The sequence below is a fragment of the Achromobacter sp. UBA4530 genome (assembly GCF_002388205.1).
In the GTDB taxonomy this organism is placed as follows: Bacteria; Pseudomonadota; Gammaproteobacteria; order Burkholderiales; family Burkholderiaceae_B; genus Achromobacter; species Achromobacter animicus.
The window spans coordinates 45,934-60,502 of record NZ_DGMA01000022.1; the positions used below are offsets into that span (position 1 = coordinate 45,934).

Here is a 14,569-nt window from a genome sequence, read left to right on the forward strand (position 1 = left end):
CGCGGCGAGACAATGGAGACGTGCCCGACTGGGCGCTACTGGGCCAGGCAGCGCGGACGCGGGAGCCGCCCCTCTGGCCGTAACCGGGAGATTAGGTATGACCCAGCAAATTGGCCCCATCCTTCTGGCCACCGACCTGAGTGCGCGCGGCGACAGAGCCCTTGACCGCGCCCTGCAGTTGACCAAGGAACTGAACACCAAGCTGATCATGCTGCATGTCATGGAATCCCATGCCACGCCGCTCACCACCCCCGTCTGGCGCCGCCTGTCGCCGGACCACAAGGCCCTCGTCGAACGCGAACTCGCCGAAGACGTCGCCGCCGCCAACGTGCCGGCGGAAGTCGTGGTCACCAAGGGCGACCCCGTCGCCAGCATCATGGAAACCGCCGACGCGTATGGCTGCTCGCTGATCGTGGCCGGCATCGCCCGCCAGGAAACACTGGGCCGCCTGCTGCTCGGCACCACGGTCGAAAAGCTGGCCCGCCAGGCGCGTCAGCCCGTGCTGGTAGTCAAGAACCGCCCCCGCCGGCCCTACCGCGACGTACTGGTCGCCACCGACTTCTCGGACGGTTCGCGCCAGGCGCTGCGCGCCGCGCTGCAACTGGTGCCCAATGCGGACATCACCTTGTTCAACGCGTATGAAGTGCCGTTCCAGAGCGTGAGCAAGCCGGACGACGGCGTCGTCGACAACCTGTATCGAACCGCCGAACAGTGCGCCGAGCGTTTCATCGCCGAAACGCCCGAACTGCCCAAGGGCCGCCCGACCAAGGTGGTGCTCGAAGCCGGCCAGCCCGAAACCGTGCTGTCCGATTACTCGTTCAACCACCGATCCGATCTGGTCGTCACCGGCACCCACGGCCGCACCGGCATCCTGCGCACCGCCATCGGCAGCGTGGCCGAGCGGCTGCTGGAATCCCTGCCCAGCGACGTGCTGATCGTCCGGCTGAGCGGCGAAGAATAGGTTTTCGGCCAGCAAAAAGGCGGCGCTTGTGCGCCGCCTTTTTTTTGCGATCGGTCGGCTACGACTCGCCCTGCTTTTCCATGGTCTCGATCGTGCCGCGCAGCTTGCGCAGCAGCACGAGTCCCGGCAGGGCAATGGCCACCGTCAGCAGGAAGAACCCGGGCCATCCCAGGTATTCGACCAGCGGCGGCGTCAACGGGCCGGCCAGATAGGTGCGGCCCACGGCCGACAGCGCCGACAGCAGCGCAAATTGCGTGGCGGAGAACCGCTGGTGGCACAGCGCCATCAGCAGACCCACGAAGGACGCCGTGCCCAGGCCGCCGCACAGGTTCTCGATGCCCACGCCGGTTGCCATCAGCCACAGGTTTTTCGGGCTGACCGCGATCAGCCAGTACGCCAGGTTCGACACTGCCTGCAAGAGGCCGAACGCCATCAGCGACCGGTACAGCCCCCAGCGCGCCATCAGCGACCCGCCCGCCAGCGCGCCAATGATGGTGGCCGCCAGCCCCAGCACCTTGTTCACGGTGCCGACCTCTGTCGGCGTGAACCCCGCGCCGCGGATCAGAAACGTGGTGGACAGGGCCCCGGCGAACGCGTCGCCCAGTTTGTACAGCACGATCAGCAGCAGCACTTCCATCGCGCCACGGCGCATGAAGAATTCGCGGAGCGGCTCATTCACCGCCTCGCGCAGGGTGCGCGGCGGACGCGCGATGTGCTCGGGCTCGGGCGCCCACAGCGTGGCCAGCGCGCAAAGCAGCATCAGCCCGCCCATCACCATATAGGTGTTGCCCCACCCTATCCACTGATCCGCCATGATCAGCGCCAGACCGCCGGACGCGATCATGGCAAGCCGGTATCCCATGACCCGGATGGCCGCGCCCGCGCCGCGCTCGTCCTTGCGCAGCACGTCCGTGCAATAGGCGTCGAAGGCGATGTCCTGCGTGGCGGACAGAAAGGCAACCAGCACGGCCAGCACGGCCAGCGCCATCAGCGTGGACGACGGCGAAAGCGTGCCCATCGCCATGATGGCCACCGCCAGCAGCAGCTGCGTCACGAGCATCCAGCCACGGCGCCGGCCCAGCACGGGCGGCGCAAACCGGTCGACGAACGGCGCCCAGAGGAATTTGATGGTGTAGGCCGTGCCTACCAGGGTGAGGAAACCGATTTCCTGCAGCGGCACGCCTTCGACGGTGGCCCAGGCCTGCAAGGTGCCGCTGGTCAGGGCCAGCGGCAGCCCGCTGGCAAAGCCCAGCACCAGCAAGGGGGCAACGCGCGGGCTGGTGTAGACGTTGGATACAGCGGTGATGACGGTCTCCTGAAACTTGGCCAGCGGCGTCCCGGGCGCCGGCCGCGGGCTTGCGGCATTTTAGGGCCTGTTGCCCCGCGCCGTCAGGAGGATGCGTGTCGGAATGTCAGGGGATTATCGTCAGGGCGAAGCAAAGCGGTACACGGCCAGCGTGCTGCGCCAGCTGGGGAACGCCTTCACTTCCTTGCCTTCGTTGAACGTGGCGCGTTCCAGGATGCGCAGGCCCACTTCCCCCGCAAGCTGTTCGAAGTCGCGCAACGTGCACAGGTGGATGTTCGGCGTGTTGTACCACTGGTATGGCATCTGTCCGGTCACGGGCATGCGGCCGCGCAGGATGGCCCAGCCGTGCGGCCAGTAGCCGAAGTTGGGAAACGACACCACGCCGTAGCGCGCCACGCGGGCCATTTCGCGCAGGATGTGCTCCGTGCGGTGCATGGACTGCAGCGTCTGCGACAGCACGACGGTGTCGAACTGCTTGTCGTCAAAGAGCGCCAGGCCGTCTTCCAGGTTCTGCTGGATGACCTCGACGCCGCGGCGCACGCAGGCGATCACGCAGGTGTCGTCGAGTTCGACGCCGGCTCCCTTGACCTGGCGATGGTCGCGCAGGTGCGCCAGCAGCGCGCCGTCGCCGCAACCCAGGTCCAGGACGCGGCTGCCCGGCTCGATCCAGCCGGCAATGCGCGCCAGGTCGGGCCGCAGCGCGCTGTGGGCATAGCGGGGAGTCACGGAAGTCATTCGGAGCATCCTTCAATCGGGGCGGCGGCTTGCAGGCCCAGCTCGCGCGCGATGCGTTCGTAGTAGCCGCGCACCACCGCGTGATAGCGCGCGTCTTCCAGCAGGAAGGCGTCGTGGCCGTGCGGCGCGTCGATCTCGGCGTACGTGACGGGGCTGGCGTTTTTCAGCAGCGCCCGCACGATCTCGCGCGATCGCTCCGGCGGGAATCGCCAGTCGGTCGAAAACGACACCAGCAGGAAGTTCGACTTGGCAGGCGCCAGGGCGCGCGCCAGATCGCCGCCCGTGGTGCGGGCCGGATCAAAGTAGTCCAGCGCGCGCGTGATCAGCAGGTAGGTGTTGGCGTCGAAATAGCGCGTGAACTTCTCGCCCTGGTAACGCAGGTACGACTCGACCTCGAACTCGACGTCGTAGCCGTAGCGGTACGCACCGTTCTCGGCGGGTGCGCGCTGGGCGCGGCCGAATTTTTCGGCCATGTCGTCGTCGGACAGGTACGTGATGTGGCCGATCATGCGCGCGACCGACAGGCCGCGGCGCGGCACGGTGTCCTGCGCGTAGTAGTCGCCGCCGTGGAAATCCGGGTCGGTGATGATGGCGCGGCGGGCCACTTCGTTAAAGCCGATGTTCTGCGCGGACAGGCGCGGCGTGCTGGCGATGACGATGCAGTTGGCCACGCGTTCGGGCAAGGTGATCGACCAGCTGAGCGCTTGCATGCCGCCCAGCGATCCGCCCATCACCGCCGCAAAGCGCTCGATGCCGAAGTGGTCCGCCACCCGCGCCTGCGCCCGCACCCAGTCTTCCACCGTCAGTACCGGGAACGCGGCGCCCCAGGGCTTGCCGGTCTCGGGGTTGATGCTGGCCGGCCCGGTCGAGCCGAAGCACGAGCCCAGGTTGTTCACGCCGATCACGAAGAAGAGATTGGTGTCCACCGGCTTGCCGGGGCCCACCATGTTGTCCCACCAGCCCAGGTCGGTGGGGTTGTCCGCGGCTTGCCCAGCCACGTGGTGCGAGGCATTGAGCGCGTGGCAGATCAGTACGGCATTCGTGCGCTGCGCATTGAGCGTGCCGTAGGTTTCGACAGCCAGTTCGTAGGACGCGAGCGATTGGCCGCTCAGCAGGGGCAGCGGTTCGTCGAAACGAATGAACGTGGGGGAGACAAGGCCGACCGAACCGGGATCAACGGTATCGGAAGTCGTGACGGTTGCGGGGACGAACCCGCTGGCCGAATCACCGGCCAAATGTTGGGCAGGAGTGGTCATACGGACCTCTTTAGCTGGATTTATTGGAAGGCGCCCGCAAGCGGATCAGGCAAATCGGCGCCGAAAATTGGGTAGTGCGGCAGGAATTCTAGCACTGCTACGTGCCGGCTTCCCAGGGCTCCTGTCCCAGATACTCGTAGCGTTCGGTGTTCACGCGGGACACGCGCCATTCCACCGGCTGGCGGTTGTAGGAGAACGCGATGCGGCGGATCTCCAGCAGCGCACTGCCCTCGGCCACGCCCAGGCAGCGCGCCTGCGTGCGTTCGGCCAGGCAGGTCCGCAGCCGCTCGTCGGTGGCGATGACGTTGACGCCGAACAGGTCCTGGTACAGCGCGTACAGCGTGCTGGTGCGCTCGCGCAGATGCGCTTCAGTCAGCCCCGGGAAGCGGGATTCGGGCAGGCACACCTCGTCGGCCATGACCACGTCGCCGTTGAGCGACAGCACATTCAGGAACTCGAAAACATAGGCACCCGCGGGCAGTTCCAGCTTTTCGCGCGCGACCGCCGAGGCCTTCACGCGCCGGAAGCGCAACAGCTCGGTGGTCGGATAGGACTTGCTGCCGTCCTGCCCGACGATGCGGAAAAACTTGAAGAAGTGATGGTTGCGCGTGTGCACCGCGACGTAGGTGCCGCGCCCCTGATGGCGCACCAGGATGTTCTCGGCGGCCAGTTCGTCGATGGCCTTGCGCAAGGTGCCGATCGATACGCCGAACCGTTCAGCCAGATGCTTTTCCGGAGGAATCGCGTCGCCCTGCTTCCACTCGCCTTGCGCCAGCGCGGCAAGCACGGCCTGCTTGACCTGTTCGTACAAGGGACTGCCCAGGGGCACAGTCGGTGACAGGCTGGTGTTCATGGGTGCATCGCAAAAATCAAGGACCTCCAGTGTAGCGGCGCGTCCGCCATTCGCTCAAGTCATGTAAGTCATCTATATGATTTAGTTGACTTTGAAAAAAGCCGGGCCTAAGATTTCCTGGCCGTTGTGATCCGCGCCGCGTGCAGCACCCGGGCGGCGCCCCTGACTCAGAGAGGAAGACAATGATTCACGCCGTATTGCACGATGCGAAGGACACGGTGGCGGTCGCCGTGGTGGAAGGCCTGACCGCCGGAACGGAGCTGAACGCCTGGATCATGGATGAGGACAAGATCATCCATGTGCGCGCGTCGCAGGACATTCCCATCGGACACAAGGTGGCGATGAAGGACATGGCCGTGGGCGACACCGTCTTCAAGTACGGCGTCGACATCGGCCGCGTGGTGGAGCCCATCAAGGCCGGCCAGCACGCCCACGTGCACAACATCAAGACCAAGCGCTGGTAAGCGCCCGTCCATCGCACAGGAACCCACCATGTCCATCATCACTGCCCAGACCACCTTCCAAGGCTATCGCCGCGACAATGGCCGCGTCGGCGTGCGCAACCACGTCATCGTCCTGCCCGTGGACGACATCTCCAACGCCGCGGCCGAAGCCGTCGCCAACAATATCAAGGGCACCCTGGCCCTGCCTCATCCTTATGGCCGCCTGCAGTTCGGCGAGGATCTTGAACTGCACTTTCGCACGCTGATCGGCACCGGCTGTAACCCCAACGTCGCCGCCGTGATCGTGATCGGCATCGAGGAAGGCTGGACCAAGCGCGTCGTCGACGGCATCGCCGCCACCGGCAAGCCCGTCATGGGCTTTTCCATCGAACTGCACGGCGACCACGACACGATCATGCGCGCGTCGCGCTGCGCCAAGGAATACGTGCATTACGCCACCGCACTCACGCGCAGCGAATGCCCCATCGCCGACCTGTGGGTCTCCACGAAGTGCGGCGAATCCGACACCACGTCCGGCTGCGGCGCCAATCCCACGGTGGGCAACGCGTTCGACAAGCTGTATGCGCTGGGCTCCACCCTGGTGTTCGGCGAGACGTCGGAGTTGACCGGCGGCGAACACATCGTCGCCGAACGCTGCGCCAACGACGCCGTGCGCGAGCGCTTCATGTTCATGTTCGACCGCTACCAGGCCATGATCGACCGCTGGAAGACCAGCGACCTGTCCGAATCCCAGCCCACCAAGGGCAACATCGCCGGCGGCCTGACCACCATCGAGGAAAAGGCGATGGGCAACATCCAGAAGATCGGCAAGCAATGCCGGGTGGATGGCGTCATCGACAAGGCCGAGATCCCCGACGGCCCCGGGCTGTGGTTCATGGACTCGTCCTCGGCCGCGGCGGAAATGGTCACGCTGTGCGCCGCCTCGGGCTACGCCGTGCACTTCTTCCCCACCGGCCAGGGCAACGTCATCGGCAACCCGATCCTGCCGGTTATCAAGATCTGCGCCAATCCGCGCACGGTGCGCACGATGTCCGAGCACATCGACGTGGACACCAGCGCCCTCTTGCAGCGCGAGATCGACCTGAACCAGGCCGGCGACAAGCTGCTGGAATGCATGCTGGCCACCGCCAACGGCCGGTGGACCGCGGCCGAGGCCCTGGGCCACCGCGAGTTCGTGCTCACGCGGATCTTCGAAAGCGCCTGATAGCGCCTTTCCGGCGCCGGCGCGACCAGGAGAACGCGCCGGCCGCCTTAGCGGCATCCTCGCAACATCAACGACAAGAACCTGCAGACCCGGGCGCAGTCCGCGGCAGCAAAGGCGTACGCATTCCTACCCGGGCGTTATCCCCAAGGAGGAAGACAGATGAGTAGCGAACCGCATTACCCCCTGCACGATGCGCAGCGCCGTCGCCTGCTGGGCGCCCTGGGCGCCGCCGGCCTCTGTGCGCTGGCCCCGTGGGAACGCGCGCTGGCGCAGAAAGCCGCGTGGCCCGAGCGTCCCATCAACTACGTGGTGCCATTTCCGCCGGGCGGCCTGACCGACGTGGCCGCTCGCCAGGTGGGCAAGGCGTTGGCCGACGCCGAACGCTGGAACGTGGTGGTTGAAAACAAACCCGGGGGCAGCGCCAACATCGGCGCGGCGCATGTGTCGAACGCGGCGCCCGACGGCTACACCTGGCTGGCCATCACGCTGTCGCACGCGGCCAACGCCACGCTGTTCGCGGGCAAGGCCGGGTATGACCTGACGCGCGACCTGACCCCGCTCGCCGGGCTGGCGTCGTCGCCGATCATGGTGGTCGTCAACGCCAAGAGCAACATCAAGACCATGGACGACCTGGCGCGCGCGGCCAAGGCCAAGCCGCTGTCGGCCGGTTCCAGCGGCAACGGCACGCCGCCGCACCTGACGCTGGCGCTGTATCAGAAGCTGACGGGTGTGCCGCTGATGCACGTGCCGTACAAGGGCGGCGCGCCGTCGCTCACGGACCTGATCGGCGGGCATCTGGACGTGGTGTTCTCCAACTACCCCGAATCGCTGGCGCACGTGAAGAACGGCTCGCTTCGCGCGCTGGCCATCACCACGCGCGAGCGCAGCAAGGACCTGCCCGACCTGCCCACCACGGCCGAAGCCGGCCTGCCAGACCTGATCGTCGAGAACTTCACCGGCGTGCTCGCGCCGGCCGGGACCCCGCCGCAGCTCGTCCAGCGCATCGGCGACGCCATCGTCAAGCAGGTCTCGCAGCCCGCCATGCAGCAGTCGTTGCGGCAACTGGGCTTCGTGCCGCAGCCGCGCGGCCCGAAAGAGTTCGGCGCGTACCTGAAGTCCGAGGTCGACCGCTGGGCCAAGATCATCCGCGACGCCAACATCCAGGTCGCCTGACGCGGCCAACCTGCCACCACGAAAAGGAGCCCGGCAGATGCGAGTTTTGATATCGGAGTTCATGGACGCGCCTGCCGTCCAGGCCCTGCAGCAGCGGTTCGACGTGCAGTACGCGCCCGAACTGGTCGAGCAGCGCGGCGCGCTGCTCGCCGCCGTCGCGGATGCCGACGCCCTCATCGTGCGCAACCGCACTCAGGTGAACGCGGAGGTGCTGGCCGCCGCGCCGCGCCTGGTTGCGGTGGGCCGGCTGGGCGTCGGGCTCGACAACATCGATCTGGCGGGATGCGAGACGCGCGGCATCAAGGTCATTCCCGCCACGGGCGCCAACGCCCGCGCCGTGGCCGAATACGTCGTCGGCACAATGCTGTCGCTATTGCGCGGCGCCTATGGGTCCACCACGGACGTGGCGGCCGGAGCGTGGCCCCGCAATGCGCTGTCGCAAGGGCTGGAAGCGCACGGCCGCACGCTGGGCGTGGTGGGATTCGGCGGCATCGGCCGCCTGGCCGCGCAGCTTGCGCGCGGGCTGGGCATGCGCATCGTGGGCAGCGATGCCGCCCTGCCGCCCGACCATCCCGCGTGGCAGGAAGCAGGTGCAGAATCGCTGTCACTGGACGATCTGCTTGCCCAGGCGGACGTCGTGACGCTGCACCTGCCGCTCACGCCCCAGACCCGGCATCTGCTGGACGCCGCGCGCATCGGACGCATGCGCGCCGGCGCCATCCTCATCAACACCTCGCGTGGCGGCATCGTGGACGAAGCCGCGCTGGCGGCGGCGTTGCGGGCCGGGCGGTTGCGCGGCGCGGCGCTGGATGTCTTCGAGCAGGAACCGCTGCCCGCCGGCAGTGCGCTGGCCGACGCACCGAACCTGATCCTGACACCGCACATCGCGGGACTCACGCAGGAGGCCAACACGCGCGTTTCCGACATGGTGGCCGCCGGTGTGACAATGGCGCTTGACGCCCGCGCACGCTGACGAGGCGCGGCGCGCCTCACACGACAGGAAGGATATGGCTCACATCTATCTGGACGAACTTCAACACCTGGCCGCGGCCGGTCTTGCCGCCGCCGGCGCCAACCCGGTCATGGCCGACAGCACCGCCCGCGCACTGGTCTTCGCGGAAAGCCAGGGGCTCAGCTCCCACGGCCTGTCGCGCGTGCCGTTCTACGCCGGCCATCTGCGCACCGGTCGCGCCATCGGCTCGGCCGTGCCGCGCCTTGTGAACGAACGTGGCGGCGCGGCGCTGATCGATGCCGGTTCGGGCCTGGCGTTTCCCGCCTGCGCGATGGCGGTCGAACAGGCCACGGCCCGCGCCCGCGAGCATGGCGTTGCGTTCGTGGGCGTGGCCAACAGCCATCACTTTGGCGAAGCGGCCTACCACCTGGAAGCCCTGGCGGACGCCGGCATGGTGGGGCTGGCGCTGAGCAACTCGCCTGCCGCCATGCCCACCTGGGGCGGCAAGCGCCCCCTGTTCGGCACCAACCCCATCGCGGCGATCTTCCCCCGACGCGGCGGCGCTCGCCTGGTCATCGACCTGTCGCTATCGCAGGTGGCGCGCGGCAAGCTCATGATCGCCGCACGCGACAACCAGCCGATTCCGCTGGGCTGGGCGCTGGACGCCGAGGGCCAGCCCACCACCGATCCGAAGGCGGGACTGGCCGGCAGCATGCTGCCCGCGGGCGGCGTCAAGGGCGCCATGCTGGCGCTCATTGTCGAACTCATGGCCTGCGCGCTGACCGGCGCGCGCTTCGGCTACGAGAACGAGTCGTTCTTTGTGGATGAAGGCGGACCGGCGCGGCTGGGGCAGGCATTCATGGCGATCGATCCCAACGCGCTGGCGGGTAACGATGTCTACCTGGAACGCGTGGAAACGCTGGTCGACGCCATGCTCGAAGACGAAGGCGTGCGCCTGCCGGGCGACCGCCGCCGCAAGCTGCGCGACGAGGCGGTCAAGCACGGCCTGGACCTGTCCGATGCGTTGATGACGCAGTTGCGCACGCTGGCGGGTGCAGGCTGAACCACGCGGCCTGACTGCGCGATTTGACTGCCGGGCTTGGCTGCCGGGTTTGACTGCGGGACTTGACCCCGCCGCCCGGCGCCCCTACTGCCCGTGGGAGAACCACAGCATCAGCGGCGCCAGCAGCAGAAACACGACGGTGGACACCAGCACGGCGCCCGCCGCGGTGTCCCCCAGCGGCGTATAGCGCCGCGCGTACATGTAGCTGACCACCGCGCACGGCATGGCCATCTGCAGCGTCAGCGCGCCGGCCAGCACCGGCTCCAGGTCCATCGCCCACGCCACGGCCAGCCCGGTCAACAGACCCGCCACCAGGCGGATCGCACCGACCTTGGCGCCGTCGCGCATGCCGTTCGACGGAATCAGCGCCAGCGCATGGCCCAGGCTCAGCAGCATCAGCGGCACCGTCACCGCGCCCAGCATGCGCGCCGTCTCGATGATCCACGCGGGCACCGGCACGTCCAGCAGACGCAGCGCCACCGCCACCACGGACGCCAGCAGGATCGGGCTCTTCCAGCTTCCCTTGGTGTTGACGCCCGGCAGCATGCGCACCGCGATGGTGTGCATGACGAAGGAACTCACCGCAAAAAAAGCCACCGCCACCGACAGGCCCGCGTCGCCGAACGCCAGTTGCGAAATCGGCAGGCCCAGATTGCCGGCATTGGGCTGGAACGCCGTGGGTAGAAGGCTCAGCACCGGCAGCTTCCAGGCCTTGAGCAAGGCCGCGCAAATCAGCGCGCACAGCAGCAGGGCGATAAGGGTTGCTGCAGCCACGTCGGCCAGCGCGCGGTTGTCCAGGTGGGTGGTGACGAAGGTGTGGAACACCAGCGCGGGCGTGGTGACGGAGGTGACCAGCGTGGTGATGAAGTTGCCGCCGAAAGGAAGATCGCGCTTGCCCCAGTAAAGCCCGATTCCCACGCAGGAAAGCAGGGGCAGCATCAGCACAATGGCTGACAGGTAGAACTGCGCGATGGCCAACATGGACTATTCCGTCAGAGATAAAAAAATTGATGCGTCACGGCATCATTGCTTGCCCCGGCCGGGGCGGTCGCCGCAGCATGGACGCATTGTTCACAACAGGACCACCCCGTCCTCGCCGCCATGTCCGCCACACCGATGCGCATTCCTGCCCACTCATCGCGTTGCGCCGTCCGCAGCGCCATTCCACCCGCCGGCCTGCATCTGGCAGACCGGCAGGCAGCTTGCCTGCCGTTATCGGACAGACAGGCCGCGTGCCTGCGGTGGTCGGCCGCGGGCAAAACCAGCTGGGAAACCGCCCGCATATTGGGCGTCAGCGAAAGCACCGTGAATTTCCACCTGCGCAACGCCTGCAGCCGCCTCGGCGTGCGGGGCCGGCGCGCGGCCGTGGTGGCGGCGCTGCGGCTGGGCCTGCTCGAGTTCAAGGCTTGATGACGACGGACCGCAGGAATTCGCGCGCGCGCTCGGCGGGCAGGCTTTCCTCGGTGCCGGCGGCCACGGCCTCGATCAGCATCGTGTCCGTCACCCACACCTTGGCCTGCAGCCATCCGGGCTTGCCCACCGCCTTGCCGCGCACCTCGATTTCCTGGCCATAAGGCGGCCATTCGTTGGGCGGCGGCGCCTGCATGTTGGTGTAGAGCGACCGCATCAGGGCCACGCCCAGCGCCTGCCGGGCCGCGGGGCTGGCCGCGATCTCCGGTGGCAGGGGCGCCGATCCCACGGCAAACACCGCTTCGCCGACGGTCGCGCTGGCCATCGTGAACTTCAACGCGTGCGTGTCCAGCTTCAACTCGCGGGTTTCCGTCGACACCCGGGCGGGGAACGCGGCGCGGACGTGGCCGTCCGCCACATCCATCTCGCGCCAGTTGTAACTGGGCGAGCAAGCCGCCAACGCCAACGTCAGCGTCAAAAAAACGCCCGCTTTCTTGAACATGAAACGAAACAGCGATGAAATCGTCATTACCCGAGGACTCCAGGGTCCCGTCATTTCGAGGAATCCAGAAATTGTCGCCGATTTCCATGGCACCCGCGCCCGATGGCACGTTGCTCGCCAATTATTGCTGGCCCGCCGCGCCAAATGTCCCGCCTCCGATAGCGGGCGACGGAGGCCGGCTATCCGGTGGCCGGCACTCCGATGACGGGCTATCCGATGACGGGCACTCCCGTGACGCGCAGGCCGCAGACGGGCAGCCGGCAGCCCGGCCCAGCATCTATCTGCTGCACGGCCTGAGCGAGCACGCCGGACGCTATGACCGGCTGGCGCGCTGGCTGACCGCCCGGGGCTGGACGGTGGGCGCGCACGATCACCGCGGTCACGGCCGCTCCGGCGGACACCCCGCCACCCTGCGTGACCAGGAAGACCTGGTCACCGATGCCGTGGACCGGCTGCAGGACTGGACACAGGCCTGCGGCCGTCCGCCCATTCTGCTGGGCCACAGCCTGGGCGCCCTGGTCGCCGTGCGCATCGCCCAGCGCCGGCTGGCCGACCTGGACGGGCTGGTGCTCAGCTCCCCGCCCTTTGCCGTCAATGTTCCGCAATGGGTGCGCCGCACCCTGACATGGATGTCTCTGCATGCCCCCGACCTGCGCGTCCCGCACGGCCTGGCGCCCGCCCGCATTTCCCACGACCGGGCGGTTGTGAAGGCCTACCGCGCCGATCCCCTGGTGCGGCGCCGCATGACCGGGCGGCTGGCGCGCTTTGTGGACGAAGCCGGCCAGCAGGCGCTGCGCGAAGCCAGCCTGCTGCCCTGCCGCACCCTGCTGATGGTGGCCGGCGACGACTCCATCGTGGCGGCCGAAGGCAGCCGCCAGTTCGCCCAGCGGGCGCCTGCTGAATTGCTCACGCTGCGCTGGTACGACACCGCGTGGCACGAGATCTTCAACGAAACCGCCCCCATTGCCGATCCCGTCTATGCTGACCTGGACGAATGGCTGGCGCGCACCGCCCAGACATTGTCCCTGTCCCCAGTACTGGTTCCCTCAGCACAGGAGGCCAGCACCCCGTAAAATCCGGCGACAGCCCCCAACGAGAACAATCCGTGACCGATACTGCCGCCAACCGCCTCGCCCGCCTAGAGGCCAACCGCTCGATGCTGACCCAGACCCTGCGGGGCATCGAGAAAGAAGGCCTGCGCGTGGACGAACAGGGCATCCTGGCCCGCACGCCGCACCCCGCCGGGCTGGGCTCGGCGCTGACCAACGAACACGTCACCACCGATTATTCCGAGTCGCTGCTCGAGCTCATCACGGGCACGCACGACAACGTGGACGCGCTGTTGGCCGAGCTTGCCGACACGCACCGCCACGTCTACACCGTGCTGGACCATGAACTGATCTGGAATCAGTCCATGCCGGCCACGCTGCCGCCCGAACCTGAAATCCCCATCGCCTGGTACGGCACGTCCAACACGGGCATGCTCAAGCACGTCTACCGCCGCGGTCTGGCCGAACGCTACGGCAAGACGATGCAATGCATCGCCGGCGTGCACTACAACTTTTCGCTGCCCGAAGCCCTGTGGTCCGTGCTCGACACGCAGCCCGGCTCCGGCCAGGACCGCCGCTCGCGCGGGTACATCGGCCTGATCCGCAACTTCACGCGGTATTCGTGGCTGCTGATGTACCTGTTCGGCTCGGCGCCCGCGCTGGCCAGCGGCTTCCTGCAAGGTCAGGACCATGCGCTGGACAAGCTGGGCGACCACACCCTTTACCTGCCCTACGCCACCAGCCTGCGCATGAGCGACCTGGGCTACCAGAACAAGGCGCAGTCGCAGCTCAAGCTCTGCTACAACGACCTGGACACCTTCCTCGGCCGCCTGTACGGCGCCGTGACGCAGCCCTGGCCCGACTATCAAAAGATCGGCACCCACCGCGACGGCGAATGGATCCAGCTCAACACCAACGTGCTGCAGATCGAAAACGAGTACTACTCCAGCATCCGCCCCAAGCGCGCCACGGGCCGCTGCGAACGCCCCATCACGGCGCTGGCCGAACGCGGCGTGCAATACGTTGAAGTGCGCTGCCTGGACATCGATCCGTATTCGCCGGTCGGCATCGACGCCACCACCGCCCGTTTCGTCGACGCCTTCCTGCTGTTCTGCACGGCCTCGGACAGCCCGTTCTTCCCCGCCAACGGTTACTGTCAGCGCAGTGCCGACAACTTCTCGGTCGTCGTCAAGGAAGGCCGCAAACCGGGCCTCGCGCTGGACCGCGACGGCCAGACCATCGGCCTGGCGCAGTGGGGCCACGAACTGCTGGACCAGATCGCGCCGTACGCGGCGCTGTACGACAGCGCCATGGGCGGCACCGCCTACGCGGATGCGCTGGCGGTGCAACGCGCCAAGCTTGACCAGCCCGACACCACGCCCTCGGCGCGCCTCTTGACCGAACTGAAGGACAGCGGCCTGTCGTTCCACGATTACTCGCTGGCGCTGAGCCGCAAGCATGCGGATGCGCTGCGCGCGCAGCCGCTGCCGGCCGACGTGGCCACGGCCTATCAGCAAGCCGCCGAAGCGTCCGCCGCCGAACAGCTCCGCCTGGAACAGTCGGACACTGAAGACTTCGATACCTACGTGAGCCGCTATCACGCCGCGCTCAAGGCGCCGCGCAAATAAGGCGTATCGTTAG

The 14,569-nt window shown here is 67.4% G+C and carries 15 protein-coding genes and 1 riboswitch; of the genes, 9 read left to right on the top strand and 6 right to left on the bottom strand.

Going from position 1 to position 14,569, the window contains the following annotated elements; translation table 11 throughout:
* Positions 1-97 precede the first annotated feature (97 nt).
* Positions 98-961, top strand: coding sequence for a universal stress protein (locus B2W22_RS15970; protein ID WP_105237166.1), 864 nt, complete (start codon positions 98-100; stop codon positions 959-961).
* A 58-nt stretch (positions 962-1,019) separates the two neighbouring features.
* Here the strand turns inward: B2W22_RS15970 and B2W22_RS15975 are convergent, their stop codons facing one another.
* The 4 genes from B2W22_RS15975 to B2W22_RS15990 form a co-directional block, all read right to left on the bottom strand.
* Positions 1,020-2,291: a muropeptide transporter gene (locus tag B2W22_RS15975; protein WP_279975613.1), complete on the bottom strand. Its 1,272-nt coding sequence runs from the start codon at positions 2,289-2,291 to the stop codon at positions 1,020-1,022.
* Positions 2,292-2,387: 96 nt separating this feature from the next.
* A complete protein-coding gene (gene metW, locus B2W22_RS15980; protein WP_175125146.1) occupies positions 2,388-3,002 on the bottom strand; it encodes a methionine biosynthesis protein MetW in 615 nt (204 codons plus the stop codon).
* The gene (gene metX / locus B2W22_RS15985; RefSeq protein WP_191579244.1) at positions 2,999-4,258 is read right to left on the bottom strand and encodes a homoserine O-succinyltransferase MetX; all 1,260 of its coding nucleotides are present in this window, start codon (positions 4,256-4,258) and stop codon (positions 2,999-3,001) included. Before metX ends, metW begins: the two co-directional genes overlap by 4 nt.
* Positions 4,248-4,329: riboswitch (SAM riboswitch) on the bottom strand. (Overlaps the previous gene by 11 nt.)
* Before the next feature lie 26 nt (positions 4,330-4,355).
* Entirely contained in the window at positions 4,356-5,111 is a 756-nt protein-coding gene (locus B2W22_RS15990) for a GntR family transcriptional regulator (protein ID WP_286938715.1), read from the bottom strand.
* Positions 5,112-5,293: 182 nt separating this feature from the next.
* On the opposite strand from B2W22_RS15990, the gene B2W22_RS15995 reads away from it, so the two are divergent.
* From B2W22_RS15995 to B2W22_RS16015, 5 genes are all read left to right on the top strand, one after another.
* Complete coding sequence (locus B2W22_RS15995) at positions 5,294-5,575, top strand: UxaA family hydrolase (protein ID WP_286938716.1); 282 nt, start codon at positions 5,294-5,296, stop codon at positions 5,573-5,575.
* Positions 5,576-5,603: 28 nt separating this feature from the next.
* Positions 5,604-6,779, top strand: coding sequence for a UxaA family hydrolase (locus B2W22_RS16000; protein ID WP_286938718.1), 1,176 nt, complete (start codon positions 5,604-5,606; stop codon positions 6,777-6,779).
* A gap of 159 nt (positions 6,780-6,938) precedes the next feature.
* Positions 6,939-7,952: a Bug family tripartite tricarboxylate transporter substrate binding protein gene (locus B2W22_RS16005; RefSeq protein WP_286938720.1), complete on the top strand. Its 1,014-nt coding sequence runs from the start codon at positions 6,939-6,941 to the stop codon at positions 7,950-7,952.
* Positions 7,953-7,989: 37 nt separating this feature from the next.
* Positions 7,990-8,925: an NAD(P)-dependent oxidoreductase gene (locus tag B2W22_RS16010; RefSeq protein WP_286938722.1), complete on the top strand. Its 936-nt coding sequence runs from the start codon at positions 7,990-7,992 to the stop codon at positions 8,923-8,925.
* A 34-nt stretch (positions 8,926-8,959) separates the two neighbouring features.
* Complete coding sequence (locus B2W22_RS16015) at positions 8,960-9,967, top strand: Ldh family oxidoreductase (protein ID WP_286938725.1); 1,008 nt, start codon at positions 8,960-8,962, stop codon at positions 9,965-9,967.
* Between the two features lie 84 nt (positions 9,968-10,051).
* On the opposite strand, the gene B2W22_RS16020 is transcribed toward B2W22_RS16015, so the two are convergent.
* On the bottom strand, positions 10,052-10,948 hold the full coding sequence (locus B2W22_RS16020; protein ID WP_239216412.1) for an AEC family transporter: 897 nt from the start codon (positions 10,946-10,948) through the stop codon (positions 10,052-10,054).
* A 135-nt stretch (positions 10,949-11,083) separates the two neighbouring features.
* On the opposite strand from B2W22_RS16020, the gene B2W22_RS16025 reads away from it, so the two are divergent.
* Entirely contained in the window at positions 11,084-11,377 is a 294-nt protein-coding gene (locus B2W22_RS16025; protein ID WP_254594340.1) for a helix-turn-helix domain-containing protein, read from the top strand.
* Here the strand turns inward: B2W22_RS16025 and B2W22_RS16030 are convergent.
* Positions 11,367-11,906, bottom strand: a complete 540-nt coding sequence (locus B2W22_RS16030) for a hypothetical protein (RefSeq protein ID WP_175125138.1) — start codon at positions 11,904-11,906, stop codon at positions 11,367-11,369. The two genes, B2W22_RS16025 and B2W22_RS16030, sit on opposite strands and share 11 nt — an antisense overlap.
* A gap of 59 nt (positions 11,907-11,965) precedes the next feature.
* On the opposite strand from B2W22_RS16030, the gene B2W22_RS16035 reads away from it, so the two are divergent.
* On the top strand, positions 11,966-12,952 hold the full coding sequence (locus B2W22_RS16035) for an alpha/beta hydrolase (RefSeq protein ID WP_286938727.1): 987 nt from the start codon (positions 11,966-11,968) through the stop codon (positions 12,950-12,952).
* A gap of 32 nt (positions 12,953-12,984) precedes the next feature.
* Positions 12,985-14,556, top strand: a complete 1,572-nt coding sequence (gshA, locus tag B2W22_RS16040; protein ID WP_175125136.1) for a glutamate--cysteine ligase — start codon at positions 12,985-12,987, stop codon at positions 14,554-14,556.
* Positions 14,557-14,569: the final 13 nt, after the last annotated feature.